Below are 24,463 nucleotides of genomic sequence, written 5' to 3' on the forward strand. Positions count from 1 at the left end.
GGTGCGCCCGAGCGGTTAGCAGTTGCGTTTCCTCAAGGCAAGGGTGAAGACTTCATGCCTATCGGCGGAGATGGCAGGATGCGACACGAAGAAAGCCGGCCGGCCGGCGATACGGCAGCGACGTCCGGGACGGCAGGATATTCAGGCAGACCGCTCGCCAGCAAGCTCGGCCTTGGACGCGGGCAGGCGGCTGCTCTTCTCGGCGTTCCCGAAACGATGGGCGACATTCATGGCTTCGAGGGTTTTGCCTCGCTCGCCCTTGCGCTTCCGGACACGGCTTGGCGGGCGTTTGACTATGTGCATCTGTTTGTGACCGAACGCGCGGCGCTGGAGGCTGCCGCGGTTAAACTCTTCGGGGTTCTCAAGCCGGACGGCATGCTCTGGATCTCCTGGCCGAAAAAAAGTTCGCGGGTGCCAACCGATGTCACCGAGGACGTTTTGCGGGAGATCCTGCTTCCGACCGGTCTTGTCGACGTCAAGGTCTGCGCCGTCGACGGGATTTGGTCCGGGCTGAAATTCGTCATCCGCAAGGAGCTGCGCGGGGCTTTGTGATCTTTCAGCCGTTATTGGCCTCAGCGCGCGAAACCCTGAGCAGCGCGCCGTTATCCTCATCCGTCACCATCAGCAGCGCCCCATCGGGCGCGACGATGACATCGCGGATGCGGCCGTATTCGCCCTCGAACAGGCGTTCCTCGGCGACGAAGACGCCGCTCTCGTCGCGCTGCATGCGCGAGAGCAGCTGGAACTTCAGCGCCGCGACGAGGAAATTGCCGTCCCATTCCGGAAACATGGCGCCGCGATAGACGGTGAGCGCGCCGGGGGCGATCGATGGATCCCAGTAATGCAGCGGCTGTTCCAGCCCCTTTTTGGCGGTGCCTTCGCCGATCTCGGCACCAGAATAATCGCGGCCGTAGGTGATGATCGGCCAGCCGTAATTCTTGCCCGCCTCGGGTTCATTGATCTCGTCGCCGCCGCGCGCGCCGTGTTCGACGGTATAGAGTTTGCCGTCCTTGGTGTCGAAGGTGATGCCCTGCGGGTTGCGGTGGCCTTTCGACCAGATTTCCGGCAGCGCCTTGCCGCCGTCCTTGAACGGATTGTCGGCCGGAATGCTGCCGTCGGCATTGACGTGGATGATCGAGCCGGCATCGTCCCGCCAGTCCTGCGAGCGGTCGCGGTCGCCACGGTCGCCGACGCTGATGAACAGCGAACCGTCGCGGGCAATGGCGATGCGCGAGCCGTATTGGATATTGCCCGAGGTGAAGCGCCGCATGGTGAAAACGGGTGTGACGGCATCGAGTCGCCTCTCGTCAACGGACAGCGTGGCGCTGAAGGCCTCTGTGCCGGAGCCCTGTCCATTGGCGACAGCGGCGGTGAAATAGAGCTTTCTCGATGTCGCAAAGTCCGGAGCGAGCGCAGCGTCCATCAGGCCGCCCTGGCCGCGGGCGCTGACCTTGGGCACGCCGCCGATCGGGTCGGAGACCTTGCCGTCGCGGACGATGCGCACGCGGCCCGGCCGCTCGGTGACGAGGTATGCGCCGTCGGGCAACACCTCGACCGCCCAGGGATGGTCGAGCCCGTCGGCGAGCTTTTCGACACGGACCGTGGGGCCTTGTGTGTTGACCGTATCGGCGGCATCAGCCGATATGGTGCCGAGCAAGACCAGCGCTGCGGCGAAATGGAAGGCGGACAGTCTCTTCATCTTGTTTCCCCGTCGTCTCTCCAGCGTCAAACCTGGAGCGGACAGGGGAGGGGTTCAACCCTCATTCGGCCTGCAATAACGGCTTTGTGTTTGCCGGTTGAACGGAACCTGTCGCTTGTCCATCGACCAGTTCGGCTTCGAGGATGTAGCGCAGCGGCCCGCGTTCGGTCGTGTCGAAGGGCCAGCAGGTGGTCAGCACCAGGTGACGACCATCGGAGGCGGGATCGATGCCGCTGGCATCCCAGGGAGCGATGCGGCCTTCGCCGGCCTTGAAGGTCAGCACCTTGCCGTCGCGGCGGGTGACTTCGATGCTGTCACCCGGCTTTATGTATTGCAGCCAGCGAAAGTGGGTGTCGCGATGGGCGGCGATAACAGCGGTGCCTTCATCGCCTGGCTGCGGCGTGTTGGCGAGCCAGGCAGGACCAAAGGCAAGCGCTTCGCCGGAAGCGCCGGACAGCACGATCGCCTCTTTGCCCAGGCGCGGCGCACGCACTTTGGCCTCGGTGGTGAAATCCGCCCAAGGCCAGGGTTTTGTCTCCTGGCCCTTGAGTTCCGCGGCGAAGGCGCGTTTCAGCAGGATCTGAGAGAGCTCCGCCTTCGCCTTCAGCAGGAAGCCGTCGCCGATCAGCACCAAGCCGTAGAGCGCAAGGCCGGCAATGGCGACGGCGATCGCTTTTTCGATCGAGGAAAGGCGCCAGAGGAAGAAACCCTTCCTCTGGCGCGCCTTCGGCCGGTCGTGGGCCGTGGCAGCGGCCATGGCGAGCTCCAGATAGGTCGGAAGCGGCTCGAATTCGGCCGCTTCCTCGTCCCGGCTTGCTACGAGCCTAGAGGCCATTTGGCTTGGCTCCGACTGCTATCATACGCTTGATGCGCCGGCGCCAGACGGCGAGCCCGCTTGCCGCCGTCAGTGCCAGGAGCAGCATGGTAAACCCGCGGATGATCTGCCCGTCGGCGCGCGTCGCCGTCTGCGGCAGGTTCACGGTCGAACCCTTCTGCGCGATCATCGTCGCGGCCTTGGCGGTCGGGGCTGCGGCCATCATATTTGCAATTTCAGGCGATGCCGCGAGTTCCGCTGTTCCCGCCGCGGCCTGCTGCGGTCCGGCATTTCCTGCAGGCGTAGCCGCGCCATGACGTTCTCCGCCACCGGGAGGAACAGCGTTTTCGCCGAAGACCTTGTCGAAGTCCCAACCCTCAGGCAGGTTGAGCGGCAGTTTCGCCGAGCCGAGCGGCTCGCCGGCCGGCCGAGACGGGGTGACATCGACGGCGACCAGGCTGGTGAGGCGGGAGACGAGATGGTGGGCGAGTGCCACCGTCTCGATATCCTTGTCGAGCGCAGCCGGATCCTGACGCTCATAGGCGCGGGCTTCGAAATCGTCGATCTTGCGCCGCGCCCAGAGCTTGGAGATGCCGCTGCCGTCGGCGGCATTGGCGATATCCATTTCGACGCGCCAGGGCTGGTCGCCTGTCTTGCCGATGATCTCGAGCTTGCCGGCGGGCTTATTCCCAGGCAGCTCCGCTGTGAGAATGACAGGTTCGCCGCTATAAAGGTCCGGCATCGGGTTCGGCGTGATGTCCTCGGCTGCGATGCCTTCGAAATGCGCTGATATATCGGTCATGGCGGGGTTCTGCAGCTTGGCGAAAAGCTCGCCCATGCGGCTTGCCACCTGATCGGCCGAACCGATCTGAGTGAAGGTCCCACGGCCGATTTCGGCGGCCTTGGTCATGAAATAGGTGTTCGGCGCCGAGCCGATGCCGACGGTGAAGACACGGGCATCGCCGCGGTTTGCGGTAATTTCCTGGAAGAGCTGCTGTTCGTTGCCGATCGCGCCATCGGTCAGGAATACGACCTGCCGCAGTGCGCCGGCTGCGACCGGTCCCTGATTGCGCAGCGCATCCTCAAGAGCGGGCAGCATTTCCGTGCCGCCGTCGGCAGTCAGGCCCCTGACATAGGCGATCGCCTTTTCGCGATTATCCGGGGTGGCGGCGACGAGGCCCTTGAAATAGTCGGTCATCGTGTCGTCGAAACGGATGACGTTGAAGCGGTCGTCAGGGTTCAGCCTGGAGATGGCGAGCGCCAGGCTCTGCCTTGCCTGCTCGATCGACGGGCCGGACATGGAACCGGAATTGTCGATGACGAAGACCACTTCGCGTTTTGCCGGCGGCGTTGCCGCATCCGGCGCCGTGGGCGGGGTGACGAAGGCGAGCAGATAGGCCTTGCCATCCTTCACCTCGCGGAAGAGGCCGGCACTCGGCAACTTGCCGGGAGCAGCCTTCCAGGTAAGCTCGAAATCCTTGTCGGCGGGAACGGCGTCCCCCTTCAGGCTGATCGTTCTCGCCTGGTCGCTGTCCTGGCGGATATCGACCTCGTGAAAGGACGATTTGACGTCGCCGAGCGGGAAGCCGGCCTTGAGGTTGACGGTCAGCGATACCGGATTGATCCTGGCATTCTCGCGCGGATCGAGTACCGGGGCCTCGATCTTCTCACGATTTTCCACCGGATCGCGCGGCGTCGCGAAACCGGCGCCGTTGTTGAACTCGACGGTCTGAACGATCGGTGCCGGATTGTAGCGCGGCGCGACCACCATCGGGAAGCGCAACGAGAACTCGCCGCCCGACTGGTGGACCGTCTCCTGATATTCGATCTGAACGACGATCTCTTCGCCGGGGCCGATATTGGCAACCTGGTTGGTGAAGATGTTCGGCCGCTGCTGTTCGAGCAGCGCCGTCTTCTTCCCCTCGGCCTTGGCCTGCTCGTAGATCTCGCGGGCTTCCTGGCGCGGCTTGATCTGGCCTTCGATGAAGCGTTCGCCGATTTGCATCTTCAGCGCATCGACGGCGGAATTGTCCGGCAGCGGAAAGACGTAGGTGCCCTCGACCCAGCCCTTGCTCGGGTTCTGGAAACGCTGCGTCACCTTCACCCTGGCGACCGGGCCGGAGACATCGATGGCGACATCGGTCTTCAGCCGCGGCGCCTCGACATAAAAGCCCGGCTCCGTCGACGGGAAGAGCAGCGAGCCGCTGTTGACGTCGTTCGGCCGGACGAAGGCCACGCGTTGGCCGGATATCTGCTGCGTCTCGGCGCGGGCAGCGGAGGCAAGCCCCAGCATCGCCGTGACACAGGCGACAAAGGCGGTGGCGGCGACAAGAAATGAAATGGAAATTCGGCGCGCGCGTATGCGCCCTATGGCATACTCATCTTCCAGAAACATTGGCATACCCTCAATAACCAATTTCGGATGTGAGAATGATGCGGCTTCGATCTCGGCGCGCTCGCGACCGAATTGCGGCGCGGCGTGGCATTTGTTGCGGCTTATTCGTGGCCATGACGAAATCCGACGATCTGTCTGATTTCAAAAGACATAGGTGAGGAAAAATCGCGATCGTCGCACCCGCGAAAGTGCCGGATGCTGTCGAGACGTCACCGACCGTCCGCCGCAGTCGTTAGCGATAATCCTAATCTCTTTGACATGCCCGCAAATGACTTCGAGGAAACGGAGAATCCCGATGATCTCAGATCTGGCTGCAAGAGTTGCGCCGAGCACTTCAACTTCTGTCCGAAGCGCCGGCAAGCTGGGCGGCCGGTGCGGCAAAAGGATCAATAAGAATCATTGCCCCCATCACGCCTTTGCGCTTGAAATGCCGTCATACATTGGACATAGAGCTAACCGCAGAACTCCGGTCGCGGCTTTCTGCCCGTTTCAACCAATAGGACCGATATCATGGCCTTCCTTGCCGATGCTCTTTCCCGTGTGAAGCCTTCAGCCACCATCGCCGTTTCCCAGAAAGCGCGCGAGCTGAAAGCAAAAGGACGTGACGTCATCGGCCTCGGTGCAGGTGAACCGGATTTCGATACGCCCGAGAATATCAAGACGGCCGCCATTGACGCGATCAACCGCGGCGAGACGAAGTACACGCCCGTCTCCGGCATTCCCGAATTGCGCAAGGCGATCGCCGCCAAGTTCAAGCGCGAGAACGGCCTGGAATATTCCTGGGAGCAGACGATCGTCGGCACCGGCGGCAAGCAGATCCTGTTCAACGCCTTCATGGCGACGCTGAACCCCGGCGACGAAGTCGTCGTCCCGGCACCCTATTGGGTGTCCTATCCTGAGATGGTGGCGCTGTGCGGCGGCACGCCGGTTTTCGTTTCGGCCAGCCAGGAGCATAATTTCAAGCTCCAGGCCGCCGATCTCGAAAAGGCGATCACGCCGAAGACCAAGTGGTTTATCTTCAACTCGCCGTCCAACCCGACGGGTGCTGCCTATACGCATGATGAGCTGAAGGCGCTGACGGATGTGCTGATGAAGCACCCGCATGTCTGGGTGCTGACCGACGACATGTACGAACACCTGACCTACGGTGACTTCAAGTTCGTCACGCCCGTCGAAGTCGAGCCGAAGCTCTACGACCGTACGCTGACGATGAACGGCGTCTCCAAGGCCTATGCGATGACCGGCTGGCGTATCGGCTATGCGGCAGGCCCGATCCAGCTCATCAAGGCGATGGACATGATCCAGGGTCAGCAGACCTCGGGCGCGACCTCGATCGCCCAGTGGGCGGCCGTCGAAGCGCTGAACGGCACGCAGGATTTCATCCCCGAGAACAAGAAGATCTTCGAAGGCCGCCGCGATCTCGTCGTTTCCATGCTGAACCAGGCCAAGGGTATCGTCTGCCCGGTGCCGGAAGGCGCCTTCTACGTCTATCCCTCCTGCAAGGGCTTGATTGGCAAAACCGCCCCCTCGGGCAAGGTTATCGAGACGGACGAGGATTTCGTTTCCGAACTGCTGGAATCGGAAGGGGTTGCTGTCGTTCATGGCTCGGCCTTCGGCCTCGGCCCGAACTTCCGCATTTCCTACGCAACCTCGGAAGACCTTCTCGAAGAAGCCTGCCGCCGCATCCAGCGCTTCTGCGCCGCCTGCAAGTAAGCGGACTGCGCTAGTATCGATCGAAGGCCTGCCGGCGACGGCGGGCCTTGTTCTTGCGGCGACGTTGATGATGTGGCTGCATGTAGCTACATTTGTGGCATGAAGACCGTTTCGATCCGCGATGCGAAGAACCGCCTGACCGAGCTTGCCCGCGAGGTCGAGGAAGGCGAGACTATTGTCGTGACGCGCAACGGCCGGCCGGTGTTCGATCTCGTGCCGCATCAGAAGCGCGGCGGCTTGGACCTGGAAGCCGGTCAGGCTTATCTTTGTGCGCGGGGCATCACCAATCCTGTACCGTTCATCGCCGATGATTTTGATGATCCGCTGCCCGAGGATTTTCTCCTGCAGCCTTTGCCGTAGCGATGAGGCTTCTTCTTGATACCCACATCGTTCTTGCCATCCTCCGGAAAGACGCTGGCCGACGATTTCCTGAGATCGTCTCACTGCTTGGCGATAGCAAAACTGTAGGCTTCGTCAGTGTAGCAAGCCTTTGGGAAACGGCGATCAAGGCTCGTCTGGGAAAGCTGGATCCTGGCATGCCGCTTGAAGACATTGCCGGGTCTCTCGAGGAAATAGGGCTGATACTGCTGCGGATCGACATCCCGCACGTCATCACCGCCGCCGACCCGGAGCCGGAGATGCGCGATCCTTTCGACCGACTGCTGCTGGCGCAATGCAAGGTCGAGGGCCTGCAGCTTGCGACGGTTGATCGGCTGCTCGTTGGTCATCCGCTGGCGCTGCGACTTTAGGCTCACATCCTGATTCAAGGCCTTAGGGCGTTGAATCCATTTTTCTTCGCAAGTCGTTGAATTCAGATTCAAAACGTGACGAGGAGCGACAGTTCATCCGGTGATCTGCGGTTGCGGGCGGCCGCCAAACCCACTAGATATCCGGCATCAAATTTAAGTTGCCGCTTCGGGGGGCCGGGATTTTGCAGCAGAGTGCGGTGATCGTCTGTTCGGATGTCAACATGCTGCCAGCCGCCTGCTGCACGCTGCTTTCGGTCAAGCGCAATCTCGGCGGTCCTGGCGTGGAGTTCCTGCTTCTCGGTATCGACCTTAAGCCGAACGAGATCGCCGAGGTCGGCAATTTCGCGAAGCTGCACGACATGGCGATCACTGTGCTGCCCTACAATACCCCGGATACTGCAAAGCAGGCCCGGGGCCGCTGGTCGGGCGCGACGCTGGCGCGGCTCTATATGGATCTGCAAATCCCTGAAACGGTCGAACGCCTGCTTTACCTCGATGCCGACGTGCTTGCGGTGGCGCCCGTCGACGAACTCTTCACCAGAGATCTCCGAGGCAAGGCGCTTGCCGCGGTCGACGATTATGTCATGGCCTTCCCAGAGAAAGCCGGAGCACGGCAGCGTAAGATCGGCATGAGCGAGGGCGGACGCTATTTCAATGCCGGCGTATTGCTGTTCGACTGGTCGGCCTGCCAGGCGAAGGGACTTTTCGCCAGAACCCGGGAAATCTTCGAGGAGCGGTCGCATCTGTTCGAAAACAACGACCAGGACGCGCTGAACGTCACGTTCGACGGCGACTGGCTGGTGCTCGATCCGCGCTGGAACACGCAGACCGGGCTCCTGCCTTTCGTCGCCCGGCCGGCCATTTTTCATTTCACCGGCCGCAAGAAACCGTGGCAGGCGACCGTTCCCTGGGTGCATCGGCGGATGGCCAGGCAGTATGTCGAGGATCTCCGCAATACGCCCTGGGCGTCCTTCTGCAGGCAGCCGTCGGCCGCGGGCCGGATCGGCGGATTCTTCTCGCATGTGGGAAAGCAGATCGGCGGGCTGGCGCGGCTTGCCCGGATGCGCGCCTATTTCAGCAACAGCTAGCAAGGTGCGTCCTTGGAAAGTGCATGTGAGCCGATATGGAATCGATCCCCAGTGATATGCAGAGGCTAGCCGCCGCCGATAGCGGCTTCAATTTCCTGACGCCGGAGGCGTGGACGGCGCTGCTGTCGCGCTATTCCCACATCGTGCTGGTGGCAAACAGCGAGGCGGTCGATTTCGAGCGGCTGCGAAGCGAGCTGCCGGAGACGGCGCTCTACGTCTTCTTCAACAATGTCTACAAGGTGCTCGACGAACCCTTCGCCGGTCATGGGGTGCTGGTTGCCCGCAGCGGCGTGATGGGCGCCAATATCGTCCACCGGCGCGAGGTGGCGGATGTCCTGCGCTTTTTTGCCGGCGGTGATTTTCTGGGCGTCGTCAACATCCGCGTTTCCCCCGAGGAGAACTTCAGCGAGGAGAGCCGCTTCAACGGCGCCGGCGCCCGCCACCTCGACCTGACGCAAATGATCGGAGATCTCTATCCGACCGGCAAGATCGCGACGAGCGGCTTTGCGATGGCGCTCTGGCTCGCCGACTTGCACCTGCCGGGCAAGATCCTGCTTGCCGGCTTTTCGGCAAAGAGAAGCGAGAAGTGGAAGGTCTTCGACGTGCACGATTGGACGTTCGAGCAGATTTTCCTGCGCCTCTTTGCCAGGATGGGCACGATCTCGATGATGGGCGGCGTCGATGCCAGCCCTTATGCGGCGCTCGCCAAACGCTTTCCGCAGGTGCCGCCGATCGAGATCGCGATGACGGCGGCCGAAGTCCTTTCCGAGCGGCTTCACAATGCGAACAGTCAGATCGACAGGCTGATGTCCGTCACCAAATCCATCCGCGCCATCGAGGGTTTCTTCCGGCGTTTCAAGCCGAAAACCCGTAAGGAGCGTTTCCTCGAGAAGTCGAAGGAGTGACGGCGCGCCGCTTTTAAAGCCCCAGCGCCGTCAGCATGACGAAGGTGGCAAAGAGAATGAAGTGCGTCATGCCCTCGATGGCGTTGGTCTCACCGTCGTTGAGGTTGATCGCCGCGGCAATCAGCGTGATCGTCACCATCACCGTCTGCACCGGGGTCATCGCCATGAAGAAGGGCTGGCCGGTATAGAGCGCGATCGCCTCCATGACAGGCACCGTCAGGATCACCGTCGACAGCGAGGCGCCCATGGCGATGTTGACGGTCGCCTGCATGCGGTTTCTGAGCGCTGCCCTCAAGGCGGTCAGGATCTCAGGGGCGGCTGAAATCGCTGCGACCACGACGGCGGTCACGGCGATCGGCGCGCCGCTGTCGCGCAGGCCTTCGCTCATGAAAGCGGCCATGAACTCGGCCAGCAGGCCGATGATGACGACGCCGACGAGAATGGTGGCGATCGAGATTGCGGCCGGCTCGTCGGAACCATGCTCGTCCGGGCTTTCTTTTTTCCGTTCGGAGCGCGGGTAGCTGTAGCTGAAGAAATAGCTGTGCTGGCCGACCTGCATGCGCAGGAAGAGGCCGTAGAGCGCAATCATCGCAACGATGGTGAAGGCGGAATAATAGTGCCATCTGTCACCGGGCACGAATTCCGGAACAATCATCGAGATGCCTATGGCGGTCAGGATCATCACACCGTAGGTCTTGCCCGAATTGTCGTTGTAGGGCTGTTCGCCGTGCTTGAGGCCGCCGAGCAGGGCGGCGAGACCCAGAATGCCGTTGATATCGAGCATCAGGGCAGAATAGATCGTGTCGCGCACCAGTGTCGGCGAAGTCTCTCCGCTCATCATGATGGCGAGGATGATGACCTCGACGGCGACGGCCGACAGGGTCAGGATCATCGTGCCATAGGGATCGCCGACCTTGATGGCGAGCAGTTCGGCATGATGGGCAACGCGGATCGAGGCGAGAACGATGGTGCCGACCAGGGCGGCGGCGGCGATCAGCGCGACGCCACGTCCCATCTCGATCACGGCCTGTTCCAAGAGATAGGCGACGGCTGCAACGGCAAGTGCGGCGACCAGAAACTTCTCTTCTTTCAAGCGTGACGCAATCCCCACGTCTCAGCTCCTGTCCTGATTCATGCGTTTTATCTAAGTCACTGATTTCGCATATCAAGCAGGCGGCTATCCAGGGCCATTTGCAGTCTTTGGCGTTTAATGGAATACTGAACGTCATCGGGGCCGGAAAGCAGATCGCGGCGTCCTCGAATTCTCGTCAAGCGGCCGCGATGATCCGGATCCTGTCCGGAAGCGTGCGAATGCGCAACAAAGATGAGGAGACGGATGCATGATCAAGGTGGTCTACGAAGTCGTGCCGCACGATGGCGGTTGGGCCTACAGGCTCGGAGGCGTCTATTCCGAGGCATTTCCGACTCATGCCGAGGCGCTCGAAGCTGCGCGCATCGTCGCGGACGAACAGCAGGTCGGCGGCGATTCCGCCGAGATCAGCTGGCAGGACGAGAATGGCAAGTGGCATGAGGAATATGCCGAAGGTGGCGACCGGCCCGAAACTGAGGTGGTGGATGGTCAGTGGAAGGACCGCGGGGCCGGGGCCTCGCAAGGCATATGAAGTCAACGATCGTCCGCCAATGCCCGCGCGACGATCGCGTCGACGAATTCGCGCTTGTGCGCGGTATAGCCGTCGCCATCCATCCTGAATTCGCCTGCCAGCCTGCGTTTGAGCGCGGCATATTCGGCCGCTACCTCCGGGTGCGCGATGAGATAATCCCGGAACGCCAGCCTGTTTCGATGCGTGCCATTGCCGGCAGGACAAAGGTAGACTCGCTGCCGCGGCACCGAACCTCTCGATAGAAACGCCCAGACCTCGTCGTCATAACGATTGCCGCGTGGTTCGTAGCCTTCCGCCAGAAGCACAGCGGTAGCCTCCTCGATATGCCCGAGGCCGGGAAGAACGATGTCGATATCGATCAGCGGCTTGGCGGCCATGCCTGATATGGACGTGCTGCCGATGTGATCGATGGAGAGCGCCTGCGGCAGCAAAGCGAGCAACCTGTCGCGGATGCGCCGGAACGCCTGCGGCCATTGCGGATCGTAGGGCACAAGTTCAACCGGATCGTGGCTCATCATCTCTTTCCGCTACAGGGCCGCGCATCCAATAGCGACGGGATGCTCTCTTGCGTTGAAATTTGCGCATGATTCTCTCCGAAAATCGATGCCGGATTTCGAGACGAAAGCGCGTCGCGATCTTTCAGATTCGCTCCTTGCGCTTTGGCTCTTTGTTTTGACGCATGTCGTTGCCGCAAAAGCGCTTCGGGCTTTGCCTGGCAAAACCCCTTCGCGCTTTGCCTGGGAAAGCCATGGTACACTTTTGCGCGACTTGCTTTATGTGCCGATCGAATATCGGTGATAGTCCTGAAGCCCCTTGACCAGGGCATCGAAGGTGGCGCGGCAGCGCGGCGAGGTCTTCAGGCTCTCATGCATCGCCACCCACGTGCCGAGCGGGATGCTTAACGCATCGGGCAGGAGGTGAACTAGATCGGGATTGTCCCGCGCGAGCCCGATCTGGCAGAGACCGATGCCGACGCCGGCGCGGATCGCCGAAAGCTGGGCAAGATTGCTGTCGGTCCGGTAGGAGAAGTCGATGCCCGGCACGTCATAGCGTTTTGTTACCATGCGAATATAGGCCGTCTGCCGGTCGAAGCCGATGAGCCGGTGGTTTGCGAGTTCAGCCAGGGTTTGCGGAATGCCGTGTCGCTCGAGATAGCGGCGATGGGCGTGGAAACCGAGCGGGATATCGCCGATGCGGCGCACGACGAGCGCAGCTTGCTGCGGCTCGGCCATGCGCACGGCGATATCGGCCTCGCGGTTCACCAGATCCTCAATCGCATCGGAAGCCGAGAGCTCGATCTGGAGCTCTGGATAGGCCTCCTGCAGCGGTCCGAGAATCCCAGGCAGGACTTCGACGGCGATGACCTCGCTGGCGCTGACCCTGACGGTTCCGGCAACACGCTGCCGCTCACCGGATGCGGTGCGCAAAAGGGCCGCGGTGGTTGCCGCCAGCGTCTCGGCATAGGGCTTCAGTGCCAATGCGGCATCGGTTGGCAGCAGCCCGTTCGGGGATCGGGTGAAGAGTTCAGCGCCGATTGCCGTCTCCAGCGCGTCGACATGGCGGCCTATGGTCGGCTGCGTCAGCCCCAATTCTCGGGCGGCGGCCGAAAGCGAGCCCTGCTGAAGCACGGTCAAGAAACTGCGGTAGAAATCCCAGCTCGGTTCGATGTTCATATATTTTTGTATAGCGGCAGCATTTATTTCGTCAATTTTGTTTATTGCGGACTGGTGGCATAGTCCTTCCACCCAATCGAAGGAGATGATTGTCATGAGCAGCGAAATGAAGACGACGGCGCTCGTTCTCGGCGCCACCGGCGGTATCGGCGGCGCGGTCGCCCGCAAGCTGCTTGCGCGCGGCTGGCGCATCCGGGCGCTCAACCGTGACGCCGCCAAGGTGTCGAGGCGCGAGCCGGCTTTCGAATGGGTGCAGGGCGATGCGATGAATGCCGGTGACGTGTTGAGAGCGGCTGAAGGCGTCAGTCTGATCGTCCACGCCGTCAATCCACCCGGTTACCGCGACTGGGAAACACTGGTGCTGCCGATGCTCGACAATACCATCGCCGCTGCCCGCACCGTGGGCGCGCGCATCGTGCTGCCTGGAAACGTCTATAATTTCGGTCCCGATGCCCTGCCGGCGCCGACGGAGGAAAGCCCGCAGCAGCCGCTGACGAAGAAGGGAGCGATCCGCGTCGAGATGGAGAAGCGGCTGGAAGCGGCGTCGCAAGCCGGCGCCGGCGCGATCATCGTCAGGGCCGGGGATTTCTTTGGTCCGGGCACGACTGGAAACAGCTGGTTTTCATCGGGATTCGTCACCCCGGGCAAACCCGTCGGCACGATCCGGAATCCGGGGCGGCGCGGCGTCGGCCATCAGTGGGCCTATCTGCCCGATATGGCGGAAACCATGGCCCAGCTCATCGAGCGGGCCGATCGGCTGCCGCCCTTTGCCGTCTACCATCTGGAGGGATTCTGGGATGGCGATGGCATGCAGATGGCCGAAGCAATCAAGCGTGTCGCCGGCGGCGCGGCGAAAATCGGCCGTTTTCCCTGGTGGATCGTACCGCTCGCTGCGCCGTTCGTTCCGATCATGCGGGAGATCAAGGAGATGCGTTATCTCTGGAAGGTGCCGCTCAGGATGCGAAACACCAGGTTGACGGCCGAACTCGGCAAGGAGCCGCAAACGCCGATCGACGAGGCGGTCAGAGCTTCGCTCACAGCACTCGGCTGCTTGCCGGAACCGCATCGTGAAACGGCGGCCGCCTTGATCGTGCCTTCGCCCGAGAATGCGGGTTAAGCCGCTAGCTCGGCCAGCGCAATCCGGGCGACAGTCAGGGCCGTCTCTGCCTGCAGAATATTGCTATCGCCGAGGAACCAGGCGGCGGAAAGGCCGGAATAGGCGGCGATCCATTGCAGCAGCCGCTTCGGCTCCAGCCGAGCCTCTGCCGAAACGACGGCTAGCTGGCGGCGGAAACGGGCAGGAACGGTGATGACAGGCAGTTCCTCATTGGCGAAGATATTGGCGAAATCGAAGCCGCGCTCACCATGGAGCCGCTTCGGATCGATCGCCAGCCAGCCACGCGCCTCGAAATCGAGAATGTTCTCGTGATGAATATCGCCGTGCAGGACGGTGATATCACGCTGGTTGGAAAGCAGGGTGTCGGCAATCGCCGAGCAATCGGCCAGTGTGCCGCCATGTTTTCTGGCTGCCGGTTCCAGATCGCGGAACCAGCGGGTGAGGGGCACGGGGTCGGGAAGCGGTCTTTCGCGCGGCGCATGCAGCCGTGCCGCTGTCCGGCAGAGGATGCGGCTCGCCTCGTCGTCCTCGCCGTTCATCGCCATGGCAAGCAGCGAGCGTTTTCCCGTCGCCCGTTCCAGGAGCACGGCGTCGTCTTCATGGGCATAGACATGGGCCGCGCCGTCGCCGTCCCACCACCGCATCAGCAGCGCGCCGTAGCGTTCGTCGATATCGGTGGCGACTTTCAACATCGCGGGCCTGCCCTGCCAGAGGACCGGCAGCAGGCGGCTCGAATGGGTGATGATGGGCTCGCCGTCTGATATCAGCGACCAGCGATCAAGATGGGGAGCGAACATGATGGCACCCTACAGAGACGGGTCGAAAATGGAAATCCCGCCTTTCGGCGGGATTCGCGTTGGCGTGGAAGGGCTCAGGCGACCTTTTCGAGGGCGGGGTAATCGACATAGCCCTTGGCGGTGCCGCCATAGAAGGTCGACTGGTCTGGCGTGTTGAGCGGCAGGTTCTTCGCCAGCCGTTCGACGAGATCGGGATTGGCGATGAAAGGTTTGCCGAAAGCGACGAGGTCGACGCGGCCGCTTTCGACGGCATCGATCGCCAGCGCCCGGTCATAGCCATTATTGACCATCCAGTCGGCCTTGCCGCCGGCCGCTTCATAAGCCTGGCGCAACGCCTTATAATCGAAGGAAGGATTGTCGCCCTGGCGGTAGTCGCGATCGCCGCCGGTCTGGCCTTCGATCACATGGAGGTAGGCGAGATCGTATTTTGCCAGGCCTTCGACGACATGGGTGAAGGTCGCCTGCGGATTGGAATCGTAGCTTTCACCCGACGGCGTTACCGGCGAGATGCGGATCGCGGTGCGGCCTGCGCCGATTTCGCTCACCACGGCATCGACGACCTCGAAGGTCAGCCGCGTGCGGTTTTCGATCGAGCCGCCATATTGGTCGGTGCGATCGTTGACGCCGTCGCGGATGAACTGGTCGAGCAGGTAGCCGTTGGCGCCGTGGATCTCGACGCCATCGAAGCCGGCGTCGATCGCCGCACGGGCGGCCTTGCGGTAATCTTCGACGATGCCGGGGATTTCGGCGGTTTCGAGCGCGCGCGGTTCGGAGGTGTCGGCAAAACTGCCGCTGCCGTCGCCATTGACCAGATAGGTCTTGGCCTTGGCGATGCGGTCGGTCGAGGAGACCGGCTTGTTGCCGTTCGGCTGCAGCGTCGTGTGCGAGATGCGGCCGACATGCCACATCTGGACGACGATCTTGCCACCGGCTGCATGAACGGCATCGGTCACGCGTTTCCAGCCGTCGAGAGCCTCTTTGCTATAAAGGCCCGGTACGTTGGCATAGCCTTGGCCCTGATGGGTGATCGCGGTCGCTTCGGTGATGATCAGGCCAGCCGTGGCGCGCTGGCGGTAATATTCGACATTGAGGTCGTTGGGGATGGCGCCCGGCGAGCGGTTGCGGGTGAGCGGCGCCATGACGATGCGGTTCTTGACTGTGATGTCGCCGACCTTGGTGGGTTCGAAAAGCTTGGCCATGATGGTCCTTTCTTTTGCGGGAGGATCACTCGGCAGGGGCGAGGGCGGCCCGGCCCCGGGCGGAGAGATAGGTGAGCGCGGTTGCGCCGAGGCCGATCAGGGCCATCAAGGCTGCGGCGCGCGGAACGCGTTTGAGATCGAAGCCGAGGGGCATTCTACTAAAGATCCTGCGTCAGCTGCTTCAGGAAGGCGGCGATCGTTTCTTCGTTGCGCTTGTAGAAGATCCACTGTCCGACGCGTTTGGTGGTGACGAGACCGGCGCGATGCAGCGTTCCCAAATGGGCCGAGACCGTCGATTGCGACAGGCCGCAGCGCTCGAACTGGCTGGCGCAGACGCCCATTTCGAAGGGGTGCTCCTGCGAGGGGAAATGCTGCTCGGGATTTTTCAGCCAGGTCAGAATGTCCATCCGGGTGGGATGGGCGAGCGCCTTGATAATCTCGTCTTTGTCCATCGTCGTGCACCGAACTATAAATCGCGTTTGTTCGATATATCGATCGTCGGACGTCGATATGCAAATCACGGAGGCGTGAGGCGGCGAATTTTGTCGGGTGAGCAAAATTTGGGCAAAAAAAGAGGGCCACCGGAAAACCAGGGCCCTTTTAATTGTGAAGGTCAAAAACCTCCAGAGGGGAACAGCTAATGCGGTGGTACTGGGAGAGAAACCACAAGATGCATCAGCTGAGAGAGATATGGTGCTTCATTGAGCAGGTTTCAATGCTTTTTTGTGCATGCCTGCTATGCGCCGCACAATTTTTTTGCGGTGCGGCATTTCCCGAAGGGCCAAGGCAAAAAAAGAGGGCCACTGGAAAACCAGGGCCCTTATAAGTGTGAAGGTCAAAAACCTCCAGAGGGGAACAGCTAATGCGGTGGAACTGGGAGGAAAAGCCACCATGTGCATCAGCTATGTGCGATATGGTGGTTTAATGGGCAAACGGCAACCCTTATTTGTGCATGCCAGTTATGCGCTGTCCGCATAGTATGGAAATCATTCCATAAATCTGGCCTAGATCCGGATGATTTAAGGCCAATCCGGCCTAAAATCGTCCGGATCTAAATCAAGAGAGGATGATGTCGACCGAAAACCGCTCACACTTTTCGGCATCATGCTCTAGAAATTCCAGTTTCTAGCCTTGCTGACGATGAAGTCACGGAAAGCCTTCAGCTTGGCGGCGTTCTTGATCTCATCGGGATAGCAGAAATAGGTGTCGAAGGAGGGGACGTCGGCATTGATCGCCAGCTGGATCAGGCCGGGATCGCGGCCGACGATATAATCGGGCAGGCAGGCGACGCCAATGCCGAGCAGGGCGGCGCGCTTGATCGAGGTTTGGCTGTTGATCTGCAGGTGCGGGATGCGTTTGTTATCCGACGAGCGGCCGGCAACTTCAAGCCAGTTGACGTCGAGCAGGTAGCTCGGCGCCGGCTCGCCGAAGGTGATGATGCGGTGATTGTCGAGATCCTCGATCTTCTGCGGCTCGCCGTGGCGGTTGATGTAGGAGGGGGCGGCATAGACGTGCATGTGCACGGTGAAGAGCTTGCGCTGGATGAGGTCGGACTGCTGCGGCTGGCGCAGGCGGATGGCGCAGTCGGCATGGCGCATGTTCACATCCACTTCCTCGTTGTCGAGGATCAGCTGGATCTGCACATCGGGATAAAGCTGCAGGAATTCCTGGATCTTGTCGGTGAGCCAGCCCTGGCCGAGACCGACCGTCGTCGTCACGCGCAGCTTGCCGGACGGCGTCTCGTTCGTCTCCGTGAGCTGCATCTTCACAGTTTCGAGCTTCAGCAGCACGTCATGGGCGGTGCGGTAGAGCAGCTCGCCCTGTTCCGTCAGGATCAGGCCGCGCGCATGGCGGTGAAACAGCTTGGTGCCGACATCCTGCTCCAGCGCGCTGACCTGGCGGCTGATGGCGGATTGGGACAGATGCAGTTTATCCGCCGCATGCGTGAACGAGCCCGCCTCGGCAGCTGCGTGAAAAATACGCAGCTTGTCCCAATCCAATGGCATTCCCCCACCCCGCATGCCGATCTTACTCCGCTGCCACGGCGACGGGCACGTGGCTCGTCAGATAGCGTTCGGCTTCAAGCGCCGCCATGCAGCCCAGGCCGGCAGCGGTGATCGCCTGGCGGAACGTATCGTCGGTCACGTCGCCGGCGGCATAGACCCCTTCGAGGCTGGTCGCGGTCGAATCCGGCGCGGTCCAGAGATAGCCGTTGTCCTTCAGCTTCAGCTTGTCCTTGAAGAGCTCGGTTGCCGGCGCATGGCCGATGGCGACGAAGACGCCGTCGATCGGCATCTCGGTGATCGCGCCGGTCCTGGTGTCGCGCAGCCGCGCGCCGGTGACGGATTGCGGCATCGGGGGCTTGGCCGGCGTGCCGGTGATTTCGGCCACCTCGGTGTTCCACAGTACCTTGACATTCTCCTTGGAGAACAGGCGTTCCTGCAGGATCTTTTCGGCGCGGAAGAAGTCGCGGCGGTGGACCAATGTCACCGACTTGGCGATGTTGGAGAGATAGAGCGCCTCCTCGACGGCGCTGTTGCCGCCGCCGACCACGATCACATCCTTGTTGCGATAGAAGAAGCCGTCGCAGGTAGCGCAGGCCGAGACGCCGAAGCCCTGGAAATGCTGCTCGCTCTCGATGCCGAGCCATTTGGCCTTGGCGCCGGTGGCGATGATCAGCGTGTCAGCCGTCCAGACCTGGCCGCTGTCGGTGCGGGCGACGAAGGGGCGCTGGTTCATGTCGACTTCGGTGACGAGGTCGTTGACGATCTCGGCGCCGACATGTTTTGCCTGCTGCAGCATCTGCTCCATCAGCCAGGGACCCTGGATCGGATCGGCAAAGCCCGGATAATTCTCGACATCGGTGGTGATCATCAGCTGGCCACCCTGTTCGAGGCCGGCGATCAAAACCGGCTTCAGCATGGCGCGCGCGGCATAGACCGCGGCTGTATAGCCTGCGGGTCCGGAACCGATGATGAGCACCTTCGTATGGCGGGCGGGCATGTCATTTCCTTTCGACTGGCAGGAGGGCGGCGGCTAAGTGGCGATTGCGGCCGTTTCGCGGTCCTCGCGCCATTTATGAACGTCCAATGCTTTTATTCAAGGGCAGCCTTGCGTTACCAACAAGGCAAATCGTCCTGTTGTGCAAGAATCCGTCATCGGCGTGAAACATTCTTGCGTATTCCGCCGCTTTATATAGAAGCTCCCCGCGGAGAATTAAAGAAAGGCAATGATGTGGGTCGCGCCGAACTCGACGTCATCGATATAAAGATCCTCCGGGAATTGCAGGCCGATGGCCGCATGACCAATGTGGAGCTTGCCGATCGTGTCGGCATTTCGGCGCCGCCCTGCCTGCGCCGGGTGCGCAAGCTCGAGGAAGCCGGCATCATCGAAGGCTACCATGCGATGCTGAACAGCCCGCGGCTCGGCTTCGATCTCGTCGCTTTCTGCATGGTCGGCCTCAAGCATCAGTCGGAAGGCAATCTCAAAGCCTTTGCAGCCGCCACAGCCGAATGGCCGCTGGTGCGCCAGGCCTGGATGGTCTCCGGCGACAGCGATTTCCTGCTGCATTGCGTGGCGGAAAATCTCACCCATTTCCAGGATTTCGTCATCGAAGTGCTGACGGCGAACGAACATGTCGACACCGTGCGCACCATGCTGACGATCCGGCAGGTGAAGAAGCTTGGGCTGGTCGAAGTCTGAAACAGTTTATTTGCGCGCGGAATAGCCGCCGCGGTTGATGCCGTGGCGCTGAAGCTTGTCGTAAAACGTCTTCCTCGGAATGCCGAGCGCCTCGATGGTGCTGCGCACGTCGCCGTCATTGGCCGTGAGCGCCTCGCGGATGATCTCCGCCTCGTAGCGTTCCAGCCGTTCGGGTAGGGTGCCGCCCGCCGTCTGCGGGGGGACGGGTGCGGCTGTGCCGCCTTCGACACCCAGCACCACACGTTCGGCATAATGCGAGAGCTCGCGGACATTGCCCGGCCATGCATGCGAGGCAAAGTGGCGGCGCACCTCGGGCGAAATCTCCGGCACCTCTCTGCGGAAGCGCTCGGCGGCGCGCGCGGCGAAGTGGGAAAACAGCAGCGGAATATCGTCGCGGCGCTCCCGAAGCGGCGGAATGGAGATCGTCACCACATTCAGCCGGTAATAGAGATCCTCGCGAAAATCGCCGCGCAGCTCGGGATCGCCGAGATCGATCTTGGCCGCCGCGACGACGCGCAGATCGACCGGGCGCACCTCGTTGGTACCGAGCGGGGTGATTTCGCGCATCTCAAGCACCCGCAGCATCTTGACCTGGGTGGCGACCGGCATGCTCTCGATCTCGTCGAGGAAAAGCGTGCCGCCGCTGGCATGTTCGATGCGGCCGGTGCGGCGTTTCTGGGCGCCGGTAAAGGCGCCGGCCTCGTGACCGAACAGCTCGCTTTCGATGACGGTTTCGGGTAGCGCGCCGCAGTTCAGCGCCACGAAATTGCCTTTCCCGCGGTGGCTCCACTGGTGCAGGATCTGGGCGACGACTTCCTTGCCGCTGCCGGTTTCGCCGGCAACGAGCACGTCGACATCGGTATCGGCGATGTGGCGCAGAATCTTCCGCAAATTCTCCATGACCGGCGTCTGACCGATCAGCGGTGAATTCTCCTGCGCATCTTCGGCAGCCTTGCGCAGCATGCGGTTTTCCAGGACAAGCCGCCGCTTCTCGCCGGCGCGGCGCACGCTCTGGACGAGCCGGTCGGCCGCAAAGGGTTTGGCGATGAAATCATAAGCGCCGTCCTGGATGGCTTGAACCGCCATCGGAATATCGCCATGGCCGGTCATCAGGATCACTGGCAGGTCGGCGTCCATGCCCTTGAGCGTGGCGAAGAGCTGCAGTCCGTCGATCTCCGGCATGCGGATATCGGTGACGACGGGGCCGGCAAAGTCGGCGGGCAGGTCGGCCAGAGCGGCCTTCGCGCCGTCATAGGCCAAAACAGAAAATCCGGCGAGTTCGAGCGTCTGGGCGGTGGCGCGGCGCAAATCCCTGTCGTCGTCGATCAGCGCAACGGGCATCGGTGTGGCCATGATCTCAAGCCTTCCTCAAATGGACGACGAAGCGGGTGCCGCTGCCGTCGCTGTCCACTTCCATGCGGCCGCCGTAATCGCCGACAATATCCTTGGAGATGACCAGCCCGAGGCCGAGGCCGCTTTCCTTCGAGGTGTTGAACGGCGTGAACAGGCCCTTGCGGATCTCCGGCGAAATGCCGGGGCCGTTGTCGGCGACCGTCAGCGTCACCATTTCCGCGTCGCTCGACGTCCTGACCTCGACGCGCGCCTCGTCGGCCTTCGGCGCCACGGCTTCGAGCGCGTTCTGAAGCAGGTTGATCAGCACCTGTTCGAGGCGGATCCTATTGCCCATGACTTGTAGATCGGGCGGCGGCAGGTCGATGTCGAGTGTGTCCATGCGGCCGGCAAAGCGGCTGCGCAGCAGCATCACCGCGCCCTCGATCACATCCTTCAAACCGGTTGGTTCGGCGCTGCCGCGGCCTTTGCGGGCGAAAGTCTTCAGCTCGTCGGTGATCGAGCCGATGCGCTCCGTCAGCTCAGCGATGCTTTCGAGATTTTCACCGGCAGGGGCCGTCTGTCCGCGGTCGAGGAAGGTGCGGGCATTGTCGGCATAGGCGCGGATGGTCGCCACCGGCTGATTGATCTCATGGGCGACGCCGGCTGCCACCTGTCCGAGGATCGCCAGCCGGTTGGCCTGCACCAGATCCTGCTGCACCGCCTGCAGCTTCTGCTCCGTGCTCCTGTGGCCGATGATCTCGGCCTGCAGCCGGTCGCGCGCCTGGCTGAGATCGAGCGTCCGCTCGGCGACGCGCCGTTCCAACTCCTCCCGCGCCTGCTGTTCCCTGAAAATCCTGAGGGTGACCGCCTGGCGGCGGCGCAGCAGGAAGGCCGCGCCCGCCAGCAGCGGCAAGAGCATGAGCAATGCCAGCATGCGGGCTTCGCGAATGCCCGCATCGACGGATGGCCCCAGCGCCACGAGATGCTGCAAATGCCAGGCGGTGGCGGGCACCGGCATTCCGACATCGAGAAAGTTGGTTTTTCCGGCGCCGCCCGGCATGACGATTTCGACGACATCGAGGTTTTCGCCAAGGCTTCGGACGGTATCGAGCGGCAGCGGCTGAAGCGGCGCATCGCCGAATTGCAGGCTCTCGCGGATCGCCGTCAGCCGGTCCTCGGCGATCCTGCCGATCGTCATGAACCGCCAGGAGGGAATGCTGGTGATCAGGACGATGCCGCGATCGTCTATCACGTAGGATGGTGCGTCCTTGGCATTCCAGTCGGCCTCGACATCGTCGAACTCCACCTTGACCACGACGACGCCCAGGAGCCCGTCGGTGCCTGATATCCGCTCGGAGATATAGAGGCCCGGTTTCTTGCTGACGGTGCCGAGCGCGAAGTGCTCGGCCTGTCCTGCAGCGACCGCGCCCTGAAAATATTCCCGGAAACGATAGTCGTTGCCGACGAAGCTCGTCGGTTCGCGCCAGTTGCTGGCCGCAACCGCCATGCCGTCCTTATCGATGACATAGATGACCGCAGCCTTCGTGCCCGCAGCCAGCGTTTCCAGCTTCTGACTGAGGTGCTCGAAGGTGCGGGCGTCCTTTCCCGCCAGGGCTGCGGCGAGTGCCGTATCCTGCGACAGCACGAAGGGCAGCGCCCGGTATTTTTCGAGAACCGTGCGCAGCAGGGCCGCATTCAGTCGGGCATCGGTGCGGGCCTGTTCTTCCAGGGCAGCCTCGGCCTGGCGCCGGCCGATCTCGCCGCCTGCCCACAGGCTTGCGGCGACGGCGAGAAGCGCGACCACCGCATAGGCCCGCCACATCCGGCGGATGCGGTGCCGCAGGGGCAGGGAAGGCCACAGCGATGATAGCGACAGAGACATGGCGGATTTGTGCATTTTTCTGCACTGGTTGCAAATAGATTTGTGCGGATTTCCGCATTTATTGATAAGTGATCGGCGGTTGCGGAAATTTTTATTGCATTAAATCAATTACTTAAATCGGTGCCGTCAAACTGGCACGGCGATTGCGAAGGAGAAGGCAACAACGGCTGAGCTGTTGGATTGAAGCGAACGGCTCGGGAGGCCGGAGTTCGTTCCGGACGAGCCTTAAGGAGGACATCATGATCGCAGCACCATTCGATGCAGTCGCAGACAGCAAGGGCAAGAAGCCCTTTTATTCCCATCTTTACGTTCAGGTTCTCGCCGCTATCGCCGCGGGTATCCTGCTCGGCCATTTCTATCCCGAACTCGGCACCCAGCTGAAGCCGCTCGGCGATGCCTTCATCAAGCTCGTCAAGATGATCATCGCCCCGGTCATCTTCCTGACGGTCGCGACCGGCATTGCCGGCATGAGCGACCTGAAGAAGGTCGGCCGCGTCGCCGGCAAGGCGATGCTGTACTTCCTCACCTTCTCGACACTGGCGCTCGTCATCGGCATGGTCGTCGCCAATGTCGTCCAGCCCGGCGCCGGCATGAACATCGATCCGGCTTCGCTGGATCCTGCCGCCGTCGCCACCTTTGCCACGAAGGCGCATGAGCAGAGCATCGTCGGCTTCCTCACCAATATTATTCCGACGACGATCGTCGGCGCTTTTGCCGATGGCGATATTCTGCAGGTGCTGTTCTTCTCGGTGCTCTTCGGCGTCGCGCTTGCCATGGTCGGCGAGAAGGGCGAGCAGGTTGTCAATTTCCTCAACGCCCTGACGGCTCCGGTCTTCAAGCTCGTCGCCATCCTGATGAAGGCCGCCCCGATCGGCGCTTTCGGCGCCATGGCCTTCACCATCGGCAAGTACGGCATCGGCTCGATCGCCAACCTCGCCATGCTGATCGGCACTTTCTACATCACCTCGCTGCTCTTCGTTCTCGTCGTTCTCGGCGCCGTCGCCCGCTATAACGGCTTCTCGATCCTGGCGCTGCTGCGCTACATCAAGGAAGAGCTGCTGCTGGTTCTCGGCACCTCGTCTTCGGAGGCCGCACTTCCGGGCCTGATGAACAAGATGGAAAAGGCCGGCTGCAAGCGCTCGGTTGTCGGCCTCGTCATCCCCACAGGCTATTCCTTCAATCTCGACGGCACCAACATCTACATGACGCTGGCAGCCCTGTTCATCGCCCAGGCAACCGGTATCAATCTCTCCTGGGGTGACCAGATCCTGCTGCTGCTGGTGGCGATGCTGAGCTCCAAGGGTGCCGCCGGCATCACCGGCGCAGGCTTCATCACCCTTGCCGCGACGCTCTCGGTCGTACCTTCCGTGCCGGTCGCCGGCATGGCGCTCATCCTCGGCATCGACCGCTTCATGTCGGAATGCCGGGCGCTGACCAACCTCGTCGGCAATGCCGTTGCGACGATCGTCGTGGCGCGTTGGGAAAACGAACTGGATACGGCGCAGCTTTCCAGAGCTCTGGGCGGCCAGGCAGAAGAGGGCACTCCGGCTGGCGGACTTCAGCCGGCGGAATAACCAGCCACTCGTCAGTCTTGGATAGTTGCAACGGCCCGCCTTCCAGCGGGCCGTTTGCTTATTGATGATTTCGTTCTCTATTCATCGTCATCCTCGGCCTTGTGCCGAGGATCTGCTGCCCTATCGACCGAAGGCAGATGCTCGGGACAAGCCCGAGCATGACGACGGAGGGGTTGCCGCCCGTTACGCAACGGGCCGTTTC

General features: G+C 61.8%; 24 protein-coding genes and 1 pseudogene. 11 read left to right on the forward strand and 14 right to left on the reverse strand.

The annotated features are described in order from the left end of the window. Nucleotides 1-78 precede the first annotated feature (78 nt). Nucleotides 79-552 (forward strand): hypothetical protein, encoded by a 474-nt coding sequence (locus tag AF337_RS38100; protein ID WP_049736214.1) that lies wholly within the window; start codon nt 79-81, stop codon nt 550-552. A gap of 4 nt (nt 553-556) precedes the next feature. On the opposite strand, the gene AF337_RS38105 is transcribed toward AF337_RS38100, so the two are convergent. From AF337_RS38105 to AF337_RS38115, 3 genes are all read right to left on the reverse strand, one after another. Continuing rightward, nucleotides 557-1,699, reverse strand: coding sequence for a PQQ-dependent sugar dehydrogenase (locus tag AF337_RS38105; protein ID WP_049736215.1), 1,143 nt, complete (start codon nt 1,697-1,699; stop codon nt 557-559). A 61-nt stretch (nt 1,700-1,760) separates the two neighbouring features. After that, on the reverse strand, nt 1,761-2,534 hold the full coding sequence (locus tag AF337_RS38110) for a class GN sortase (protein WP_049736216.1): 774 nt from the start codon (nt 2,532-2,534) through the stop codon (nt 1,761-1,763). After that, the gene (locus tag AF337_RS38115) at nt 2,524-4,908 is read right to left on the reverse strand and encodes a marine proteobacterial sortase target protein (protein ID WP_049736217.1); all 2,385 of its coding nucleotides are present in this window, start codon (nt 4,906-4,908) and stop codon (nt 2,524-2,526) included. The genes AF337_RS38110 and AF337_RS38115 overlap by 11 nt, the downstream gene beginning before the upstream one ends. Nucleotides 4,909-5,418: 510 nt before the next feature. On the opposite strand from AF337_RS38115, the gene AF337_RS38120 reads away from it, so the two are divergent. The 5 genes from AF337_RS38120 to AF337_RS38140 all read left to right on the forward strand — a co-directional run bounded on the left by AF337_RS38120 (nt 5,419) and on the right by AF337_RS38140 (nt 9,363). Then, a complete protein-coding gene (locus AF337_RS38120; RefSeq protein WP_049736218.1) occupies nt 5,419-6,621 on the forward strand; it encodes a pyridoxal phosphate-dependent aminotransferase in 1,203 nt (400 codons plus the stop codon). Between the two features lie 99 nt (nt 6,622-6,720). Continuing rightward, on the forward strand, nt 6,721-6,981 hold the full coding sequence (locus AF337_RS38125; RefSeq protein WP_049736219.1) for a type II toxin-antitoxin system Phd/YefM family antitoxin: 261 nt from the start codon (nt 6,721-6,723) through the stop codon (nt 6,979-6,981). 2 nt (nt 6,982-6,983) lie between these two features. Next, a complete protein-coding gene (locus AF337_RS38130; RefSeq protein ID WP_049736220.1) occupies nt 6,984-7,370 on the forward strand; it encodes a type II toxin-antitoxin system VapC family toxin in 387 nt (128 codons plus the stop codon). 182 nt (nt 7,371-7,552) lie between these two features. Further along, nucleotides 7,553-8,458, forward strand: a complete 906-nt coding sequence (locus tag AF337_RS38135) for a glycosyltransferase (protein WP_049736221.1) — start codon at nt 7,553-7,555, stop codon at nt 8,456-8,458. Between the two features lie 35 nt (nt 8,459-8,493). Beyond that, entirely contained in the window at nt 8,494-9,363 is an 870-nt protein-coding gene (locus tag AF337_RS38140) for a hypothetical protein (protein WP_049736222.1), read from the forward strand. A gap of 13 nt (nt 9,364-9,376) precedes the next feature. Here the strand turns inward: AF337_RS38140 and AF337_RS38145 are convergent, their stop codons facing one another. Then, nucleotides 9,377-10,474 (reverse strand): calcium:cation antiporter, encoded by a 1,098-nt coding sequence (locus AF337_RS38145; RefSeq protein WP_049736223.1) that lies wholly within the window; start codon nt 10,472-10,474, stop codon nt 9,377-9,379. 229 nt (nt 10,475-10,703) lie between these two features. Here AF337_RS38145 and AF337_RS38150 point away from each other — a divergent pair, with 229 nt between their 5' ends. Beyond that, on the forward strand, nt 10,704-10,985 hold the full coding sequence (locus AF337_RS38150) for a DUF2188 domain-containing protein (RefSeq protein ID WP_049736224.1): 282 nt from the start codon (nt 10,704-10,706) through the stop codon (nt 10,983-10,985). A 2-nt stretch (nt 10,986-10,987) separates the two neighbouring features. On the opposite strand, the gene AF337_RS38155 is transcribed toward AF337_RS38150, so the two are convergent. After that, nucleotides 10,988-11,503 carry a GrpB family protein gene (locus AF337_RS38155; protein WP_049736225.1) on the reverse strand — a complete coding sequence of 172 codons (516 nt, stop codon included), beginning with the start codon at nt 11,501-11,503 and terminating at the stop codon, nt 10,988-10,990. A gap of 85 nt (nt 11,504-11,588) precedes the next feature. Between AF337_RS38155 and AF337_RS38160 the strand changes: the two genes are divergently transcribed. Then, the gene (locus tag AF337_RS38160; RefSeq protein WP_049736226.1) at nt 11,589-11,783 is read left to right on the forward strand and encodes a hypothetical protein; all 195 of its coding nucleotides are present in this window, start codon (nt 11,589-11,591) and stop codon (nt 11,781-11,783) included. On the opposite strand, the gene AF337_RS38165 is transcribed toward AF337_RS38160, so the two are convergent. Further along, complete coding sequence (locus tag AF337_RS38165; RefSeq protein ID WP_049736227.1) at nt 11,759-12,658, reverse strand: LysR family transcriptional regulator; 900 nt, start codon at nt 12,656-12,658, stop codon at nt 11,759-11,761. The genes AF337_RS38160 and AF337_RS38165 overlap by 25 nt on opposite strands. Nucleotides 12,659-12,752: 94 nt before the next feature. On the opposite strand from AF337_RS38165, the gene AF337_RS38170 reads away from it, so the two are divergent. After that, nucleotides 12,753-13,775, forward strand: coding sequence for an NAD-dependent epimerase/dehydratase family protein (locus AF337_RS38170; protein ID WP_049736228.1), 1,023 nt, complete (start codon nt 12,753-12,755; stop codon nt 13,773-13,775). Here the strand turns inward: AF337_RS38170 and AF337_RS38175 are convergent. From AF337_RS38175 to trxB, 6 genes and pseudogenes are all read right to left on the reverse strand, one after another. Beyond that, the gene (locus tag AF337_RS38175; RefSeq protein ID WP_049736229.1) at nt 13,772-14,572 is read right to left on the reverse strand and encodes an aminoglycoside phosphotransferase family protein; all 801 of its coding nucleotides are present in this window, start codon (nt 14,570-14,572) and stop codon (nt 13,772-13,774) included. The two genes, AF337_RS38170 and AF337_RS38175, sit on opposite strands and share 4 nt — an antisense overlap. Before the next feature lie 74 nt (nt 14,573-14,646). Beyond that, a complete protein-coding gene (locus tag AF337_RS38180; protein ID WP_049736230.1) occupies nt 14,647-15,771 on the reverse strand; it encodes an alkene reductase in 1,125 nt (374 codons plus the stop codon). A gap of 25 nt (nt 15,772-15,796) precedes the next feature. Further along, nucleotides 15,797-15,916: pseudogene (locus tag AF337_RS43030) on the reverse strand (MFS transporter); the annotation flags it as partial. A 13-nt stretch (nt 15,917-15,929) separates the two neighbouring features. Then, the gene (locus tag AF337_RS38185) at nt 15,930-16,223 is read right to left on the reverse strand and encodes an ArsR/SmtB family transcription factor (RefSeq protein ID WP_049736231.1); all 294 of its coding nucleotides are present in this window, start codon (nt 16,221-16,223) and stop codon (nt 15,930-15,932) included. 657 nt (nt 16,224-16,880) lie between these two features. After that, a complete protein-coding gene (locus tag AF337_RS38190) occupies nt 16,881-17,777 on the reverse strand; it encodes a LysR family transcriptional regulator VtlR (RefSeq protein WP_003593139.1) in 897 nt (298 codons plus the stop codon). 22 nt (nt 17,778-17,799) lie between these two features. Further along, the gene (gene trxB, locus AF337_RS38195) at nt 17,800-18,774 is read right to left on the reverse strand and encodes a thioredoxin-disulfide reductase (protein WP_049736232.1); all 975 of its coding nucleotides are present in this window, start codon (nt 18,772-18,774) and stop codon (nt 17,800-17,802) included. A gap of 231 nt (nt 18,775-19,005) precedes the next feature. Between trxB and AF337_RS38200 the strand changes: the two genes are divergently transcribed. Further along, entirely contained in the window at nt 19,006-19,473 is a 468-nt protein-coding gene (locus tag AF337_RS38200) for an Lrp/AsnC family transcriptional regulator (protein WP_049736233.1), read from the forward strand. A 6-nt stretch (nt 19,474-19,479) separates the two neighbouring features. Here AF337_RS38200 and AF337_RS38205 read toward each other — a convergent pair whose 3' ends face one another. Further along, nucleotides 19,480-20,826 (reverse strand): sigma-54-dependent transcriptional regulator, encoded by a 1,347-nt coding sequence (locus AF337_RS38205; RefSeq protein WP_049736234.1) that lies wholly within the window; start codon nt 20,824-20,826, stop codon nt 19,480-19,482. A gap of 4 nt (nt 20,827-20,830) precedes the next feature. Beyond that, nucleotides 20,831-22,702 (reverse strand): sensor histidine kinase, encoded by a 1,872-nt coding sequence (locus AF337_RS38210; RefSeq protein ID WP_049736235.1) that lies wholly within the window; start codon nt 22,700-22,702, stop codon nt 20,831-20,833. Nucleotides 22,703-22,926: 224 nt separating this feature from the next. Between AF337_RS38210 and AF337_RS38215 the strand changes: the two genes are divergently transcribed. Next, nucleotides 22,927-24,261, forward strand: coding sequence for a dicarboxylate/amino acid:cation symporter (locus tag AF337_RS38215; protein WP_049736236.1), 1,335 nt, complete (start codon nt 22,927-22,929; stop codon nt 24,259-24,261). Nucleotides 24,262-24,463: the final 202 nt, after the last annotated feature.

The organism is Rhizobium ecuadorense (genome assembly GCF_001187535.1).
Lineage (GTDB): Bacteria > Pseudomonadota > Alphaproteobacteria > Rhizobiales > Rhizobiaceae > Rhizobium > Rhizobium ecuadorense.